This is a genomic window from Flavobacterium sp. N1736 (genome assembly GCF_025947065.1).
Classification (GTDB): Bacteria; Bacteroidota; Bacteroidia; order Flavobacteriales; family Flavobacteriaceae; genus Flavobacterium.
Genome location: NZ_CP109994.1, coordinates 2,861,903 through 2,878,621, shown reverse-complemented (window position 1 = coordinate 2,878,621; position 16,719 = coordinate 2,861,903). Strand labels below are relative to the sequence as shown.

Annotated in this window: 14 protein-coding genes; 6 read left to right on the top strand and 8 right to left on the bottom strand. The window is 33.3% G+C overall.

The genetic code is table 11. The features are described 5' to 3' along the window. Positions 1–51: 51 nt before the first annotated feature. The 3 genes from rny to OLM54_RS12130 form a co-directional block, all read right to left on the bottom strand. On the bottom strand, positions 52–1,614 hold the full coding sequence (gene rny, locus OLM54_RS12140) for a ribonuclease Y (RefSeq protein WP_264534888.1): 1,563 nt from the start codon (positions 1,612–1,614) through the stop codon (positions 52–54). Between the two features lie 208 nt (positions 1,615–1,822). After that, complete coding sequence (locus OLM54_RS12135; RefSeq protein WP_264534887.1) at positions 1,823–2,116, bottom strand: cell division protein ZapA; 294 nt, start codon at positions 2,114–2,116, stop codon at positions 1,823–1,825. 5 nt (positions 2,117–2,121) lie between these two features. Then, a complete protein-coding gene (locus tag OLM54_RS12130) occupies positions 2,122–2,412 on the bottom strand; it encodes a hypothetical protein (RefSeq protein ID WP_264534886.1) in 291 nt (96 codons plus the stop codon). A 179-nt stretch (positions 2,413–2,591) separates the two neighbouring features. Between OLM54_RS12130 and OLM54_RS12125 the strand changes: the two genes are divergently transcribed. Genes OLM54_RS12125 through OLM54_RS12110 form a run of 4 tightly spaced genes read left to right on the top strand, consistent with a single transcriptional unit; the run spans position 2,592 to position 8,158 of the window. Beyond that, positions 2,592–4,277 carry a M23 family metallopeptidase gene (locus tag OLM54_RS12125; protein ID WP_264534885.1) on the top strand — a complete coding sequence of 562 codons (1,686 nt, stop codon included), beginning with the start codon at positions 2,592–2,594 and terminating at the stop codon, positions 4,275–4,277. A gap of 11 nt (positions 4,278–4,288) precedes the next feature. After that, complete coding sequence (locus tag OLM54_RS12120; protein WP_264534884.1) at positions 4,289–6,754, top strand: TonB-dependent receptor; 2,466 nt, start codon at positions 4,289–4,291, stop codon at positions 6,752–6,754. Further along, positions 6,751–7,386 (top strand): hypothetical protein, encoded by a 636-nt coding sequence (locus tag OLM54_RS12115; RefSeq protein ID WP_264534883.1) that lies wholly within the window; start codon positions 6,751–6,753, stop codon positions 7,384–7,386. Before OLM54_RS12120 ends, OLM54_RS12115 begins: the two co-directional genes overlap by 4 nt. 46 nt (positions 7,387–7,432) lie before the next feature. Further along, on the top strand, positions 7,433–8,158 hold the full coding sequence (locus OLM54_RS12110) for a hypothetical protein (RefSeq protein WP_264534882.1): 726 nt from the start codon (positions 7,433–7,435) through the stop codon (positions 8,156–8,158). A 198-nt stretch (positions 8,159–8,356) separates the two neighbouring features. Here the strand turns inward: OLM54_RS12110 and OLM54_RS12105 are convergent, their stop codons facing one another. From OLM54_RS12105 to OLM54_RS12085, 5 genes are all read right to left on the bottom strand, one after another. Continuing rightward, positions 8,357–9,058 carry a DUF2971 domain-containing protein gene (locus tag OLM54_RS12105; RefSeq protein ID WP_264534881.1) on the bottom strand — a complete coding sequence of 234 codons (702 nt, stop codon included), beginning with the start codon at positions 9,056–9,058 and terminating at the stop codon, positions 8,357–8,359. A gap of 67 nt (positions 9,059–9,125) precedes the next feature. Next, positions 9,126–10,955: an ABC transporter ATP-binding protein gene (locus OLM54_RS12100; RefSeq protein ID WP_264534880.1), complete on the bottom strand. Its 1,830-nt coding sequence runs from the start codon at positions 10,953–10,955 to the stop codon at positions 9,126–9,128. A 331-nt stretch (positions 10,956–11,286) separates the two neighbouring features. Beyond that, entirely contained in the window at positions 11,287–13,014 is a 1,728-nt protein-coding gene (locus OLM54_RS12095; protein ID WP_264534879.1) for a phospho-sugar mutase, read from the bottom strand. A 155-nt stretch (positions 13,015–13,169) separates the two neighbouring features. Beyond that, positions 13,170–14,117 carry a glycosyltransferase family 2 protein gene (locus OLM54_RS12090; RefSeq protein WP_264534878.1) on the bottom strand — a complete coding sequence of 316 codons (948 nt, stop codon included), beginning with the start codon at positions 14,115–14,117 and terminating at the stop codon, positions 13,170–13,172. 8 nt (positions 14,118–14,125) lie between these two features. Continuing rightward, a complete protein-coding gene (locus OLM54_RS12085) occupies positions 14,126–14,659 on the bottom strand; it encodes a DUF4199 domain-containing protein (RefSeq protein WP_264534877.1) in 534 nt (177 codons plus the stop codon). Between the two features lie 248 nt (positions 14,660–14,907). Here OLM54_RS12085 and OLM54_RS12080 point away from each other — a divergent pair, with 248 nt between their 5' ends. Continuing rightward, positions 14,908–15,162, top strand: a complete 255-nt coding sequence (locus tag OLM54_RS12080) for a type B 50S ribosomal protein L31 (RefSeq protein ID WP_029272307.1) — start codon at positions 14,908–14,910, stop codon at positions 15,160–15,162. 370 nt (positions 15,163–15,532) lie between these two features. Next, positions 15,533–16,708 carry a GlmU family protein gene (locus OLM54_RS12075; RefSeq protein WP_264534876.1) on the top strand — a complete coding sequence of 392 codons (1,176 nt, stop codon included), beginning with the start codon at positions 15,533–15,535 and terminating at the stop codon, positions 16,706–16,708. The last annotated feature ends 11 nt before the right edge of the window (positions 16,709–16,719 follow it).

The window sequence follows — 16,719 nt, the reverse complement described above, 5'->3', positions numbered from 1 at the left end:
AACAAAGGCTATCTTTTCGGATAGCCTTTGTTTTTTTATATAAAGTTGAGATTATTTAGCAATATTAACTGCTCTTGTTTCTCTAATTACCGTCACTTTTACCTGACCCGGATAAGTCATTTCTGTTTGAATTTTTTGTGAAATTTCAAAAGATAAGTTTGCTGCATTATCATCAGAAACTTTTTCACTTTCTACAATCACACGAAGTTCTCTACCAGCCTGAATTGCGTAAGCATTTTTTACACCGCTAAAGCCGTAAGCTACTTCTTCAAGATCTTTCAAACGTTGAATGTATGAATCAAGAACCTGACGTCTTGCGCCTGGTCTTGCTCCTGAAATAGCATCACAAACCTGAACGATTGGAGAAAGTAATGATTTCATTTCAATCTCGTCGTGGTGAGCTCCAATAGCGTTACAAACTTCTTCTTTTTCACCGTATTTCTCAGCCCATTGCATACCTAATAATGCGTGTGGTAAATCACTTTCAGTATCAGGAACTTTACCAATATCGTGAAGTAAACCTGCTCTTTTAGCCAATTTTACATTTAAGCCTAATTCAGCCGCCATGATACCACAAAGTTTAGAAACTTCTCTTGAGTGCTGTAATAAGTTTTGTCCGTAAGAAGAACGGTATTTCATTCTACCTACAACTTTAATCAATTCCGGGTGTAAACCGTGAATTCCTAAATCGATAACCGTTCGTTTACCAACTTCAATAATTTCATCGTCGATTTGTTTGGCTGTTTTAGCAACAACTTCTTCAATTCTTGCCGGGTGAATACGTCCGTCAGTTACTAATTTATGCAATGATAAACGCGCAATTTCTCTACGAACAGGATCAAAACAAGAAAGGATAATTGCTTCCGGTGTATCATCAACAATGATTTCTACTCCCGTTGCAGCTTCAAGCGCTCTAATGTTACGTCCTTCACGACCAATAATTCTACCTTTTACATCATCAGATTCAATGTTGAAAACAGAAACGCAATTTTCAACTGCTTCCTCGGTTCCAACTCTTTGAATAGTGTTGATGATAATTTTCTTAGCTTCTTGCTGTGCAGTAAGTTTTGCTTCTTCAATGGTTTCCTGAATATGAGACATAGCTTTGCTTTTAGCTTCGGCTTTTAAACCTTCAACTAATTGCTCTTTTGCTTCATCTGCAGAAAGTCCTGAAATTACTTCAAGCTGTTGTAACTGGCTTTTATGTAATTTGTCTACTTCTGTTTGTTTCTTATCTAAAATCTCAATTTTATTAGTGTATTCAAGCGTTTTAGCTTCAAAATCATCATTTACTTTTTTAGCTTTCGATAATTCATTTGAAATCTGAGACTCTTTGTCACGCACTCTTTTTTCTACTTCGGCAACTTTTTTATCTCTTGCTAAAATTACTTGTTCGTGTTCTGATTTTAGTTCGATAAAACGTTCTTTTGCCTGAAGGATTTTATCTTTTTTAATATTTTCGGCCTCTAAATTTGCGTCTTTTAATATGGAGGATGCTTCTTTTTTGGCGTTTTTGATTAAGTTAGAAATATTGCTTTTTTCGATAATTTTAGCGATTGCAAAACCTGCTGCAATCCCTACAATACCTGAAATAATGATCGTTATGATGTCCATGTTTGTTAAAATTTATATATAAAAAAAGCCTACATTAATTGCTTGAATAAACTCGTAAAGACAAGTTTTGAGCTAACTCACTGTTCAAGTTTCCCCAATAAATCGGGGCATACTATAGTAGCGAAGATTCACTCACTTTAATTTGTTAGTGTTGAGTTTACCAATTGTGAACTAATGTAGGCAGTATCTTAGTTTCTGTAAAGAACGTTTAATTTTCGAGATATTGATCTAAAAGCGAATTTAATCTTTTAATTCTTTCGATGGTATCTTCACCGTCGATTGCGTTATCAATTTGTTTTTGTTCTACTTGTGAAGCAAACTGCAGGGCGCACATGGCCAATACATCTTGCTTATCGCGAACTGCGTAACTTTCTTCGAATTGCTTGATCATAGCATCAATTTTTTTAGAAGCACTTCTAAGTCCTTCTTCCTGAGTTGGTTCTACCGTTAACGGGTAAACTCTGTCTGCGATTGATATTTTAATTCGAAGCTTTCCGTCCATGTTTTCTAGTCAGATAGTTGTGCTATACAGTAATCTATTTCGCGAATTAATGAATTTATTTTAAGCTTTGTCTCTCTCTTGTTATTGTCGCTGCCGAGCAACGAATTGGCTATTTTAAGTGTATCATACTGCTTCTTCAAAGCTTCCATTTCTTCAGATTGTTTCTGGATAATTTGCACAGCTTTGGCTAGTTGTAATCGTAATTCCTGATTGTTTTTCTCCAGCCCTTTTGACTTCTCAAAAAGCTTTTCGACCTTATATTCAAGAGTATCAATTATTTCGGCAATTACACTCATTATAAATCCTATTCATTACTTAATCATACAAAGTTAGTATTCCTTTTTATTAATGCAATTTTTTATTGATTTTTTTGCATTTAAAATAGACAAATAAATGAATTTCAGTGAATTGTATTTTTGTAGCCAAATCCTCGGTTTTTGCTGGTTAATTTTTTATCTTAGCAAAAATGTTGCTTATGAGATTTTCACTATTTACCTTGTTTTTTTGTAATTTATTCTTTGCCCAAAACCAATATCCCAAAGATTATTTTAGTCCGCCGTTAGATATTCCAATGCAGCTTTCGGGCAATTTTGGTGAGTTGCGACCAAATCATTTTCATGCTGGTTTTGACTTAAAAACAAATCAAAGAGAAGGTTTAAATGTTTATGCTGTTGCCGATGGATATGTTTCGAGAATCAAAATTTCAACTTTTGGAAACGGAAAATGCATTTATATAACTCACCCAAACGGGTATACATCTGTTTACGGGCATTTGCAGACAACTGTAGGTGCTATTCAGGATTATGTTTTAAAAACACATTATAAAGAGAAAGCTTTCGAAATAGAAATATTTTTAAAACCGGATGAATTACCGGTTACAAAAGGGCAGTTAATTGCGCTTTCAGGAAACACGGGATCTTCGGAAGGACCACATTTGCATTTTGAATTTCGCGATTCTAAAACCGAATTTGTAATTAATCCAATGTTTTTCGGATTTGATAAAAATATAAAAGACACTAAAAAACCAACTATTTCGAGCGTCTTCGTGTATCCGCTTGACGGTACAACGGCAAATCAGTCAAAATTGCCTTTGCTGTTGAATGTTTCACTTCAAAAAGACGGAACTTATCTGGCAAGTAAAGTAAAAGCAAACGGTAAAATTGGTTTTGGAATCACGGCTGTTGATTTTGATGACGTTTCGGCAAATAGAAATGGCGTTTTTAATGTTTCGACGTTTTTCAACGGAAATCAAAATTATAATTATCAATTCAATACCTATTCATTTGATGAAATGCGCTACATAAACGCGCTGGTTGATTATCCAAGATATAAAAAATCAGGGCAAAGAGTACAAAAGTTATTCATGAAAACGCCGTATGCATTAAGTATCATCAAAACAGATTCGCTTCGTGGAATTTTACCGGTTGAACCCAATTTAGCTTCGGTATATCGAATAGAAGTTTCTGATTATTTCGGAAATTTAAATTCAGTTAATGTTCCCATCGAATATGATTCGGCAACGCCAATTGTAAATGCAGAACCTGTAACTTCAAAATATTTTGTGAGATATAATAAAGATTCCAATTTTGAAAAAGATAATATGTCAGTCTTTTTTCCGGCGGGAACTTTCTATGATGATTTTAATATGAATTTTGATGTAAAAAACAACAAAATTTATATTCATGAAGATGTAATTCCGGTACATTCAAATTTCACCATTACAATTAAAGACAGCACTTATTCTGAATCTTTAAGAGATAAACTGTATATAGGAAGAAATAACAGTTATAACGGAACAATTAGAAAAGGTGATGTTTTTACCGCTAAAGCAAAAATTTTAGGGCAATATGGTTTGGTGCTCGATACAATTGCTCCGGTTATTAAAATTGCAAAACCAATTCAGGATAAATGGATAAGCGATATGAAATCAATTCAGTTTACAATTGGTGACAGTTTATCAGGAATTAAATCCTATAATGGTTATTTAAACGGAAATTGGGTTTTATTTGAATATGATAATAAAACCAGAAAAATTACACACAAGTTTGATGCAGACAGTATGGTTGCCGAAGGTGCAAATGATTTAAAAATTGAAGTAGTTGATAATGTGGGTAATTCTGCTATCTTTGAAACTCACTTTTTTAGAAGTCAACAAAAATAAAACCAGAACGTTTGAATCATAGCAAGTTAATATTCGTTTTCCTTTTTTTGTGCATTGGTTATTTTTCATTTGCCCAAAATGCCCGTGTTAAAGGAATTATTTTAGATAGTGAAAAACGTCCGGTTGCAGATGTAAATATTACTGCTTTAGGAAATATTTCGCAAACCGATTCGAATGGTTTTTTTGAAATAGAAGTTCCTCCAAACAAAAAAGTCTCTTTGATTTTTACTCATATTTCATTAAAAATGATGAGTCTTACGGTAAACTTAAAACCAAACGAGATTTTTGTTTTTAATCCTGTTATGAGTAATTCTGCAGAACAAATGGGAGAAGTTTTTGTGTCATCAGGAAATAAAAAACGAGTTCAGGGAATTACGGTTATTGATGCAGCGACAATTAAGAAAATTCCGGGAGCCAATGCCGGAATCGAAAATATTTTAAAAACACTTCCGGGTGTAAATTCAAACAATGAACTGAGTACACAATATGCCGTTCGTGGTGGAAATTATGACGAGAATTTAGTTTATGTAAACGAAATTGAGGTTTATCGTCCGTTTTTAATACGTTCAGGGCAGCAGGAAGGTTTGAGTTTTACCAATACAGATCTGGTTCAGAATGTTGATTTTTCAGCCGGTGGATTTCAGGCAAAATTTGGAGATAAATTATCTTCCGTTTTAGATATTACTTATAGAAAACCAACAGAATTTGGAGCAGCTTTAGAAGCCAGTTTCCTGGGAGGAAGTATTGCTGTTGATGCTGTTTCTAAAAATAAAAAATGGTCTGCCGTTACCGGAGTTCGTTATCGAAACAATAGCTTACTTGTAAATAGTCAGGATACTCAAACCAATTATACCCCAACTTTTGTTGATGTTCAGACAAATATAAATTATGATATTTCTGAAAAATGGCAAATGAGTTTTCTGGGAAATATTTCGCGAAACAAATATTTGTATCAGCCATTAACACGCGAAACAAAATTCGGAACCATTGACCAGCCAATGGCTTTGGCGGTTTATTACGAAGGTCAGGAAAAAGATCAATACGATACTTATTTTGGCGCGTTTAAAACCACTTATAAAGTGTCGCCAAGTTTGACATTAAAACTTATTGGATCTTTATTTCACACCACAGAACAGGAACATTTTGATATTTTGGCACAATATCGTTTAGGAAATGTAAACGCTGATGGTGAAACCGATATCGACAATGTTGATTTTACCCGCGGAATTGGTTCTCAACTCAATCATGCGCGTAATGATCTCGATGCCTTAATTGCAAATGCAGAAATTAAGGGTTTTAAAGAATGGAGCAATAGCCAATTAGAATTTGGTTTAAAATATACCAGAGAATCCATTCGTGACAGAATAGTAGAGTGGGAGATGATCGACTCGGCAGGATTTTCTATAAACCCGCCAATTGTTATTTTGCCAAAAAACAATCAGCCTTATGAACCTTATACCGGACCTTTGCTACCTTATCAGGATGTTCGTGCTACAAATTTCAATACCATAAACAGATTTTCAGGATACACACAATGGAATCAAAAGTCAGAAATTGGTTCAAGTGAAGTTTGGTATAATATTGGAGCGCGTTTCCAGAGTTGGAGCGTTTCCGGTGCTGCCGTTGAAGGGAAAAATCAAATTGTTTTTAGCCCGCGAGCGCAATTCGCCATAAAACCCGATTGGAATATGGATATGGTTTTCAGGCTTTCCGGAGGATTATACCATCAACCGCCATTTTACAGAGAACTCAGGGATTTAGATGGCGTTGTAAACCCGAATGTAAAAGCACAGGAATCTGTACATATTGTTTTAAGCAACGATCATAATTTTAAAATGTGGAATCGTCCGTTTAAATGGGTTACCGAGATTTATTATAAATCACTTTCAGATGTAAATGTCTATTCAATCGATAATGTTCGAATTCGATATATTGCAAACAACAATGCAAAGGCTTATGCGCAAGGTTTAGATTTTAGATTAAACGGAGAATTTGTTCCCGGAACAGAATCGTGGATTAGTTTTGGCTATTTAAAAACCGAAGAAAACTACGAAAACAAAGGTTATATCGCGCGCCCAACAGACCAGCGTTTGAAATTTGCCATGTTGTTCCAGGATTATATGCCAAACATTCCGAGTGTGAAATTGTATTTGAATTTAGTTTATAATACAGGCGTACCAGGCGGTTCACCGTCATATTCTGACCCGTATTTATATCAAAACAGGTTAAAAGATTACAGAAGAGCGGACATAGGTTTTGCAAAGGTTTTTGTTGATAGTAATACACAAAGTTCTAAAACAGGCTGGATAAAAAACTTTAAAGAATTGTCTCTTGGTTTAGAAATCTTCAATCTTTTCAACAATCAAAATGCGATAACAAATACGTGGGTTCGCGATGTGTATTCTAAAAATCAATATGCGATTCCAAATTATATGACTTCGCGAGTTTTTAATGTAAAACTGAATGCGAGGTTATGATAAAAAAACAAGAAAAGAGAAATAAGATTTTTTACGTTCCCGGAATGATCTCGTTGATCTTTATTCCTTTGTTTTGTTTTTATCATTTTTATAAAGTTGATGCTTTTAAAGAACAGAGATCTATTGATTTCTATTTTCCTGACGATTCAATTATGAAACAGCAATTGTTGATTTTTAAAAGAAATAACCAAGTGTTTAATTTTAATAATTCTGAAATTGTTGAAAAGCAGAACTTTGAAAATCTTAGATTAGCTTTAAGGAAATTAAAACGAGAAAATGACACACTTAATGGCATTAAGATTCATTTAGGAAATAAAATGACGTATGAAGTTTATATTAGATTGTTGGATATTTTTATAATTGAAAAAATTCCAAATTATGTACAATATAAAAATGATTTTTTTGTTTTAATGCTGCCAAAGCCAAAGCAAAATAAAAACATGCCTAAAATTATTCCTATAACCTGTGGTTATTGGGAAGCCAATAAAGATTATTTTTTAAAGATAGAAAGAGATAAGCAATTTGCATATGTTTTAAACCTGTATAGGAAATATTGGGTTATTTTTTTAGGCTATCTTGGAATTGTTATAATAAACATCTTCGCCCTAGTAAACGTCAATAAAAATAAATAATACGATCAAAAATACTATATTTGATATTCCAATATAATAAGCATACATGAAAAACTATTTAAAATATATCGCCTTAGTAATCGTCGGAACAGTAATAAGTTGTAAAGATGATGCCCAGAAACAGCCAAAAGTAATTTATGATGCTTCGAATAAAGTCAAGGTGATTGATAAAACAGATTCAACGCAAATAGAAGTGGCGGATTTACCGATTCAGATGGCAGGGACGAGTTATTTAATTCATCCTGTTGGAGATTTGCGTGTATATGAAAGAGGAACAAAATCACGTTACGGATCTTCGAGCGTGAATGATTTGAGTTTTACAATTTCAAACTTAGGCGAATATGAAATTACAGGATATTTACAAAACCTGAAATTTCAAAAAACAGATTCAGATTCCATCCGACCTTTATCTGATAAACCAGTTTTGATTTTAACAGCTACTTATTTAAAACCGGTTGCCGATAAAACACAAAACCAGATTATGGTTTACACGCTGGCAGATTCGGATACAAACAAAGACGGTAAAATTGATTCAGGAGATATTAAAACATTGTATTTAAGCAATATTAGCGGAGAACATTTCACTAAAATTTCAGAGGATTTTCAGGAATTGGTAGATTGGAGTTTAATCGAATCTAAGAACCGTTTATATTTTAGAACGATAGAAGATACCAACCAAAACGGACAATTCGATAAAAATGACGTTTTGCATTATAACTATATTGATTTGGCTTCTAAAAAATGGGAAGTGAAAAATTATAAACCGATATAAGTTTTTTAAGCTTCTAAGTCTCTAAGTTTCTGAGTTGCTAAGTTTTTTTTTTTCATTTCGACATAAGAAAAAATCCGCGTTAATCCGCGTTTTTGCAAAGCAAATCCGCATCATCCGCGTTCCAAACACATGTAATACTTAGATTCGGCAAATGAGATTCATTCCTCGCAATGACTTTCGTTCCTCGCAATGACAAATTTAAATCAAAATATCACTTTCCAAATCAGATTTTTCGATTTCGAAACCAAATCCCAAACGTTCCACCAATTCAATTACCAGTTTTTTATACCAGTTTTCAGATTTAGGATGAATGTATATTTTTTCGATTAGCTGATTAATATCAACATTAATTTTTAATCCGTCGTTTAGTTTTATGGTGCTTTTTGAAGTATCAGTTAAAATGCGGACTTCACGCTCATACTGAAAACTTTTTCGTTTAAATAAAAACGGAAAGAATAAATCATCAAACGGAATATATTCTTTTCTATAATCGATATAATTTACTTCACCAATATACTGATCAAAATTATTCTCTGGTTTTACCGCTTTCTGCAATCTGCCAATAGTAGACTGAATCGCTAATCCTTCGCTGTTTTGTGTAAATATCTGCCACATCGCAAACGATTCATATTCGTTAATGTGCCAGGAGCTAACCGCTACTCTTTCGCGATGCGTTTTGTAGTAATTTAAAAAGTCAGGATTATCAATGGCAAGCTTTTTAATCTCTTCATAAGTAGGCTCGCTAAATGTGCCTTCGTATTGATCTTCAAATTTATCAGAACGGGACATGAATAATTTCTTAGACAATAATAAATCCAGAAACTTAGATAAATCCAGGTATTTCCAAACAATAGTATCCGGATCTTCAGGCAACTTTATGTTTGGGTTATTTAAGTACATCTTTTTAGAGGTTCAAAGGGTTCAGAGCAACAAAGGTTTAGTGCGACAAAGGTTCAAGCAAATATATTTATGACTCAAAAGACTGCATGGTAACCAGTTTATTATAAGTTCCGTTATGTACAATTAATTCGTCGTGAGTTCCTTGTTCTACAATTTTTCCTTTTTGCATTACAACGATTAAATCTGCTTTTTGAATAGTCGAAAGTCGGTGTGCAATTACAATCGAAGTTCTGTTTTGCATCATGTTTTCCAAAGCCATCTGAACAAATTTTTCGCTTTCAGTGTCTAAAGCTGATGTCGCTTCATCCAAAATCATAATTGGAGGATTCTTCAATACCGCGCGGGCAATCGATAAACGTTGTTTTTGTCCACCCGAAAGTTTATTTCCGCTATCCCCAATATTAGTATAGATTCCTAAAGGTAAATCTTTTACAAACTCGTATGCATTGGCGATTTTCAAAGCTTCAATAATTTCGTCATCAGTTGCGTCTAGTTTTCCTAACGAAATATTTGCTTTAATCGTATCATTAAATAAAATACTGTCTTGTGTAACCAATCCCATTAAACCACGCAGCGACTGCAAATTCATGTCTTTGATGTTAATTCCGTCAATAGAAATAGTGCCGTCAGTAACGTCATAAAAACGGGTTAATAAGTTTGCAATCGTACTTTTTCCACTTCCGGATTGTCCAACAAGTGCTACAGTCTGTCCTTTTTTAATTTGAAGAGAAAAGTCTTTTAAAACCGTTTCGTCTTCATATTTAAAGTTAATATTTTGAACCGTGATATTGTTGTCAAAAGTAGTTTTTTCAATAGCATCCGGTTTGCTTGTAATTGGGTTTTCCTGATCTAAAATTTCAAGAACACGTTCTGCTGCGGCATTTCCTCTTTTTACGCCGTAAGAAGCTTTAGAGATAGCTTTTGCAGGAGTCAGGATGTTATAAGCCAATCCCATGTAAGCAATAAACGAAGCGCCGTCTAAAGTTTTTTCGATCAAAACCATCTGACCTCCGTACCAAAGCAATATGGCAATTACCGTGATTCCCATAAATTCACTCGCAGGCGAAGCTAAGTTCTGGCGATTGCCAATAGTGTTTGATAAATTAAAAAAACGTTCTGTTGAATTTTGAAAAACCGTGTTGAAATAGTTTTCAGAATTATATCCTTTTACCACTTTTAATCCACCAACAGTTTCTTCAATAGTTGATAAAAACGTGCCTTGTTCCTGCTGTGCTTTTGTGGATTGTTTTTTAAGCTGTTTTCCAATTAAGGAAATAATATATCCGGAAACGGGAATAAAAATAAAAACAAACAAGGTTAATTTAGCACTAATAATTAACATTGCAATTATAGTAAAAACAATCGTTAATGGTTCTTTTACGATAAGCTCTAAAATAGCCAAAAAGGAAGTTTGAACCTCATTTACATCGGCAGAAATTCTCGAAATAACATCTCCTTTTCTTTTTTCAGAATAAAAAGCCAATGGCAATTCCAGTGTTTTTTTATACATCGCATTTCGCATATCTCTTAAAACACCATTTCGAAGAAAAGTAATAAAAAACATAGCCGCATAATCAGCTAAATTTTTTAATAGAAATATCGAAATAATGATGGCAACCATTACCGAAAGTACAAAACCGGGATTGTTTGGATCTGTATGTGTGGTAATATAGTAACTTAAATAATTTTCGCCGTAGTCTTTTATATGCGCCAGACCTTCGTAAGTTGGCATAACAGTATTGCTTTTTGTTTTGTCAAATAAAACCTGAATCATTGGAATTAATGCCATAAACGAAAGCGTACTAAAAAGTGCATACAAAACATTAAAGAAAATGTTTAAAAAAGCGTATTTTTTATATGGAAGTATAAAAGGGAATATTTTTTTGAAATTACTCATTTATTTATAGATATTATTTTCTGCTATTGTAATTGCTTTTTCAAGTTTTTCCAGCAATATTTTTTTTCTGGTAATTGGGTTAAATATGCTGATACTTTACATTATTTGTCATTATCCGGTATCAAACAATTAATTTGTTCTGGAGATTTTGACTGCACAAAATTAATCCAATTGGTTTATTTTCTCCCTGTTTTTTGTTTTTTTTATAAAAAAACTCTAATTTATATTGGTTTAATATAAATCAGAGTTTAAGTATTGTATTAATTCAAATTGTGCAGAGAATGTGCGCAGAATTGAAATAGTATTAAAAAGAGCTTGTCACTCATTTTATTTACTTCAATTGCATTCCTGCAATGATATTTTGTATTTTTTCGTCTAAGAAACTTTCTGCAGCATCAAAATCCTGAACCGATTCTAATTCAGCATTAACGCTGATGTAAAATTTAATTTTTGGTTCAGTTCCGCTTGGTCTTGCACAAATTTTAGAACCGTCTTCTGTATAATAAATCAATACATTCGATTTAGGAATATCCATAGTAGATTCTTCGCCCGTCAATAAATTCAAAGCAATTGACGATTGATAATCTTCGACCATAATCACACGTTGTCCGTTGATTTCTTTTAAAGGATTTTCACGTAAATCAATCATCATCTGATTAATTTCCTGTAAACCTTCCATTCCTTTTTTGGTTAACGAAACCAAAAATTCTTTATAGAAACCATTTTCAACATAAAGCTGTAAAAGTTCTTTGTAAACTGTACTTCCGGCAGCTTTTGCCTGTGCAGCAACTTCACATATTAATAAGGTAGCGGCAACCGCATCTTTATCACGAACGGCATCACCAACCATAAAACCAAAACTTTCTTCTCCGCCGCCAATAAATTGAAGCTCCGGAAAATCTTTAATCATTTTGGCAATCCATTTAAAACCGGTCAAACCAACTTTGCATTCTACGCCATAACTTGTTGCCAGTTCCATCATCATTGGAGTAGAAACAATTGTCGAACCAACGAATTGTTTTCCGTTAATTTTTCCGGCTTTTTTCCATTGTTTCAATAAGAAAGAAGTCATCAAAATCATGGTTTGATTTCCGTTAAGCAAAATCATTTTACCGTCATTGTTTCTAACCGCAACGCCTAAACGATCACAATCAGGATCTGTACCAACAACAATATCAGAATTTGTTTTATCGGCCAAAGCCAAAGCCATAGTTAATGCCTCAGGTTCTTCGGGATTTGGAGATTTAACCGTTGGAAAATCTCCGTCCGGAACTGCTTGTTCAGGAACAATATGGACATTTTTGTAACCAGCCTGAGATAAAGTATCGGGAATCGATTTTATAGAAGTTCCGTGCAAAGAAGTAAAAACAATATGAAGATTATCTTTTGCCTCAGCCGGTGTATTAAAACTTGCGTTTTCTATAGATGATTTAATAAAAGCTTTATCAATTTCAGTATCAATATATTGAATCAGGCTTTCGTTGGCGTTAAATTTAATTTTATCGTAATCTAAATTTTCGATTACATTAATAATTGCTGCATCTTCCGGCGGAACAATTTGCCCTCCATCTTGCCAATACACTTTATAACCGTTATATTCAGGTGGATTGTGCGAAGCCGTAAGCACAATTCCGCATTGACAGCCTAAATATTTAAGCGCAAAAGACAATTCCGGAGTTGGTCGTAAATCTGAAAACAAATAAACCTGAATTCCATTTGCAGAGAAAACATCAGCCACAACCTTTGCCAATGTATTACTGTTATGACGACAATCATAAGCAATAACCACTTTTAAAGGTTGATTTGGGAAAACTTCATGCAAATAATCTGAAAGACCCTGCGTATTTTTTCCAAGTGTATATTTGTTGATTCTGTTGTTTCCAATTCCCATCACACCGCGCATTCCGCCCGTTCCAAATTCAAGGTTTTTATAGAAACTTTCCTCTAGTTCTTTTGGTGATGTGGTCATTAATTCCTTAACGGCAGCCTGTGTTTCAGCGTCAAATGTAGGCGTAAGCCATTCGTTTACAGCATTTAAAATATTAGGTGCTATATTCATGTAAATGTTTTTTTTAATGTTTTAATTAAAGATAAGATTTTTTAAGGAATAATCCTGCTTCCTGATAATCAGAAAACTTTATCTTTTATTCTTTTTGTGATAACAAAGAAAGATGTTCCTAAAAGATTCAGGAATATCAAGATTTGTGTTAAACGTTAAAAATTAACTTCGCGGGCTACTTTGTAACGTGCTTCATTACTTTTGGTTCTCAAAATAATTTCTCCTAAAAACCCGGCTAAAAACAATTGCGTTCCTATTATCATCGATGTTATTGATAAATAGAAATGCGGTCTTTCTGTAATTAATCGGCTTGTTTTGTGAATAAACAATTTATCGATTCCTAAATATAAAGCTAGTAAAAATCCGATCATAAACATAATCGAACCTAATAAACCAAATAAGTGCATTGGTCTTTTTCCAAATCGTGACAAAAACCAGATCGTAATCAAATCAAGAAAACCATTAATAAAACGATCCATTCCAAATTTGGTTTCCCCATATTTTCTGGCCTGGTGAATTACCACTTTTTCTCCAATTTTATTAAAACCGGCATTTTTTGCCAAAACCGGAATGTAACGGTGCATTTCGCCCGAAACTTCAATATTTTTTACAACCGTGTTTTTGTACGCTTTTAATCCACAGTTAAAATCATTCAATTCAACGCCTGAAGTTTTTCTGGCAGCCCAATTAAATAATTTCGAAGGAAGGTTTTTTGCCACAACAGAGTCGTAACGTTTCTTTTTCCAGCCTGAAACCAAGTCAAATTTTTCTTGGGTAATCATTTCATACAATCCCGGAATTTCATCCGGACTGTCTTGCAAATCGGCATCCATAGTAATAATGACATCACCATTTGCTTTGGCAAAACCAGCATGCAAAGCTTGCGATTTTCCAAAATTCTTCATGAAACGAATTCCTTTTACATTTGAATTTTCGTTCGAGAAACCTTCAATGATTTCCCAGGAATTATCTGTACTTCCATCATCTACAAAAATGATTTCATAAGAGTAATTGTTAGATTGCATCACTTTAATAATCCACGAATAGAGTTCTTTCAGTGATTCCTCCTCGTTTAGAAGCGGTATAAGTATAGATAAATTCATTTATTTTTTTATTCTTGTGTAGTAGTTTTGCTTTTAAAAAATGCTGCGAAAATTAAACCGAAAATTGCACTGATTACAATTGCAAAAACAGATCCTTTTAATAGTTCTATAGTTGAATATGGATTGGTTAGTTTCATTTTAGCAATTGTTTCATTAATAACCGATGCCGGAGTTCCAAATTTTTGCAACATTCCAACAGTGTATTTAATCATTAATTCGCTCAAAGTATCTTTTGCACCCGGATCGATAACATTAAATAGAAGGATGTTAAAAAAGGTCGAAATCAAAATTCCAATTACTGCCGCGATAAAATAAGTTGTAAAAGCTTCTTTAAACGGAAAAACACCATTTAAATCTTTTTTTGTCTTAGTAAGCAAAATGATACTAATAGTTAAGCTGATAGCAATACCTATTAATCCCATCCACCATGCTGTGAACAGATTTAAATCAACCGCATATATAGTACTAGTTACTAAAGCAGATGCAATTCCAATCATTACGCCAAAAGTAATACCATTCTTTTTTATAACTTCATTAATCATATTTCTATATGTTTTAAAATTAATCCACAAATATAGTAATTCCGAATATAATCGTGTGGAAAAAAAGCTTTTTGAATTTTGCTAAAAAAAGTGTGCTAAATGTTTGTTTATTAAAAAAGAATTGTAAATTTGCACACTCAAAAATAATTAAAATTTTAAACAAAAAGAGTATTATTTGTTTACACCTTTTTCTAACCATGAAAAAGCTTCAAAATAAAAATACTTTAAACAATAAATAAAAAGAAAAGATGAAAAAAGGAATTCACCCAGAAAATTACAGATTAGTTGCATTTAAAGACATGTCTAACGACGAAGTTTTTATTACTAAATCTACTGCAGATACAAAAGAAACAATTGAAGTTGACGGAGTTGAGTATCCAGTTGTAAAAATGGAGATTTCCAGAACATCTCACCCTTTTTATACTGGTAAATCTAAACTTATCGATACTGCAGGACGTATTGATAAATTCAAAACTAAATATGCAAAACACGTTAAAAACTAATAACTGTTTTTATTTATACAAAAGCCTTCCAATCGGAAGGCTTTTTTTATGGAGTTAATCAACCAATTATTGATAAAAAAGGTTGCCACGAATTACATTAATCTTTTGCTGTTAAAATATTTGCCACAGATTAAAAGATCCGCACAGATTATAAAATCATTTTTAATCCTTTAATTCTGTGACAAAAAAACAACTTTAGAAATAAACTAAAGTTTACTTTTAGGTAAAGCCATAAATTCCATATTGAATTAATCGCTAAAAAAAAATGTATTTCTCTATTTTGAATAGATACGTTTTTAATGAAACGCATAAATATTTGTAACTTTGAATCCGGTAACCAAATCAATTTTAACAATATTAAATCAATTTTATGAACTACATTCTTTTTGACGGTCCCGTCCGGAATGCTCTATTGCCCTTTACTTTTACAAGGCCTGTGGCTGATATTTTAATCGGAATCATGACTATTCGTCAAAAATGGGAAATGCGTTTAGGCTCGACCATAACTACTATAACCGAAGATTATTTGTCAGAGAAATTTCCGATGGTAGAATTAGAAGAAAATGTAATGATCAATGCAGCTTATTTGCCAAATGATACGCTTGCAGAACTGGTTTCTAATTTAACAACCAATCAGGCCATATTTAAAGGCGACGATGTAATTGCTTTTTTTACAAATGAAAATCAGGAAGAAGTTGATTTTGATTCCTATGAAATCATTCAATATAATGACGATTGTTTAACAGTTGAACATACCTGGGATATTTTTTCTAAAAACGACGCTGCAATTCGTGCCGATTTTGAATACTTAACAGAGGATCGAAAATCACAGCCAATCCCTAAAAGCGTTAATACAATTGCACCCGAAAATATATTTATAGAGGAAGGTGCAAAATTAGAATTCGTAACCTTAAACGCCTCAAACGGACCTATATATATAGGTAAGAATACCGAAATTATGGAAGGAACGGTAATTCGCGGTCCTTTTGCTTTATGCGAAAATGCTCAGGTAAAACTAAACGCTAAAGTTTACGGCGCAACAACTGTTGGTCCCGGATCAAGAATAGGAGGAGAGGTTAAAAACTCGGTTCTGTTTGCGAATTCAAACAAAGGACACGACGGATTTTTAGGTGATTCTGTTCTTGGAGAATGGTGTAATATTGGAGCTGACAGCAACAATTCTAACCTGAAAAACAACTACGAAGAAGTAAAATTATGGAGTTACGAAACGGAAGGTTTTGCAAAAACCGGACTCCAGTTTTGTGGTTTAATGATGGGAGATCACAGTAAATGCGGCATCAATACGATGTTTAATACGGGAACTGTGGTTGGAGTAAGCGCCAATATTTTTGGGAGCGGATTTCCCCGCAATTTTGTCCCAAGTTTTTCATGGGGCGGCGCAGCAGGTTTTACAACGTATGTAACCAAAAAAGCTTTTGAAACTGCAAAATTAGTAATGGGACGACGAAATATAGATTTCGACGAAACAGAAGCAGCAATTTTAGAACACATTTTTGAGGAAACAAAAAAATGGAGAAACGATTAATTTAATTAGGT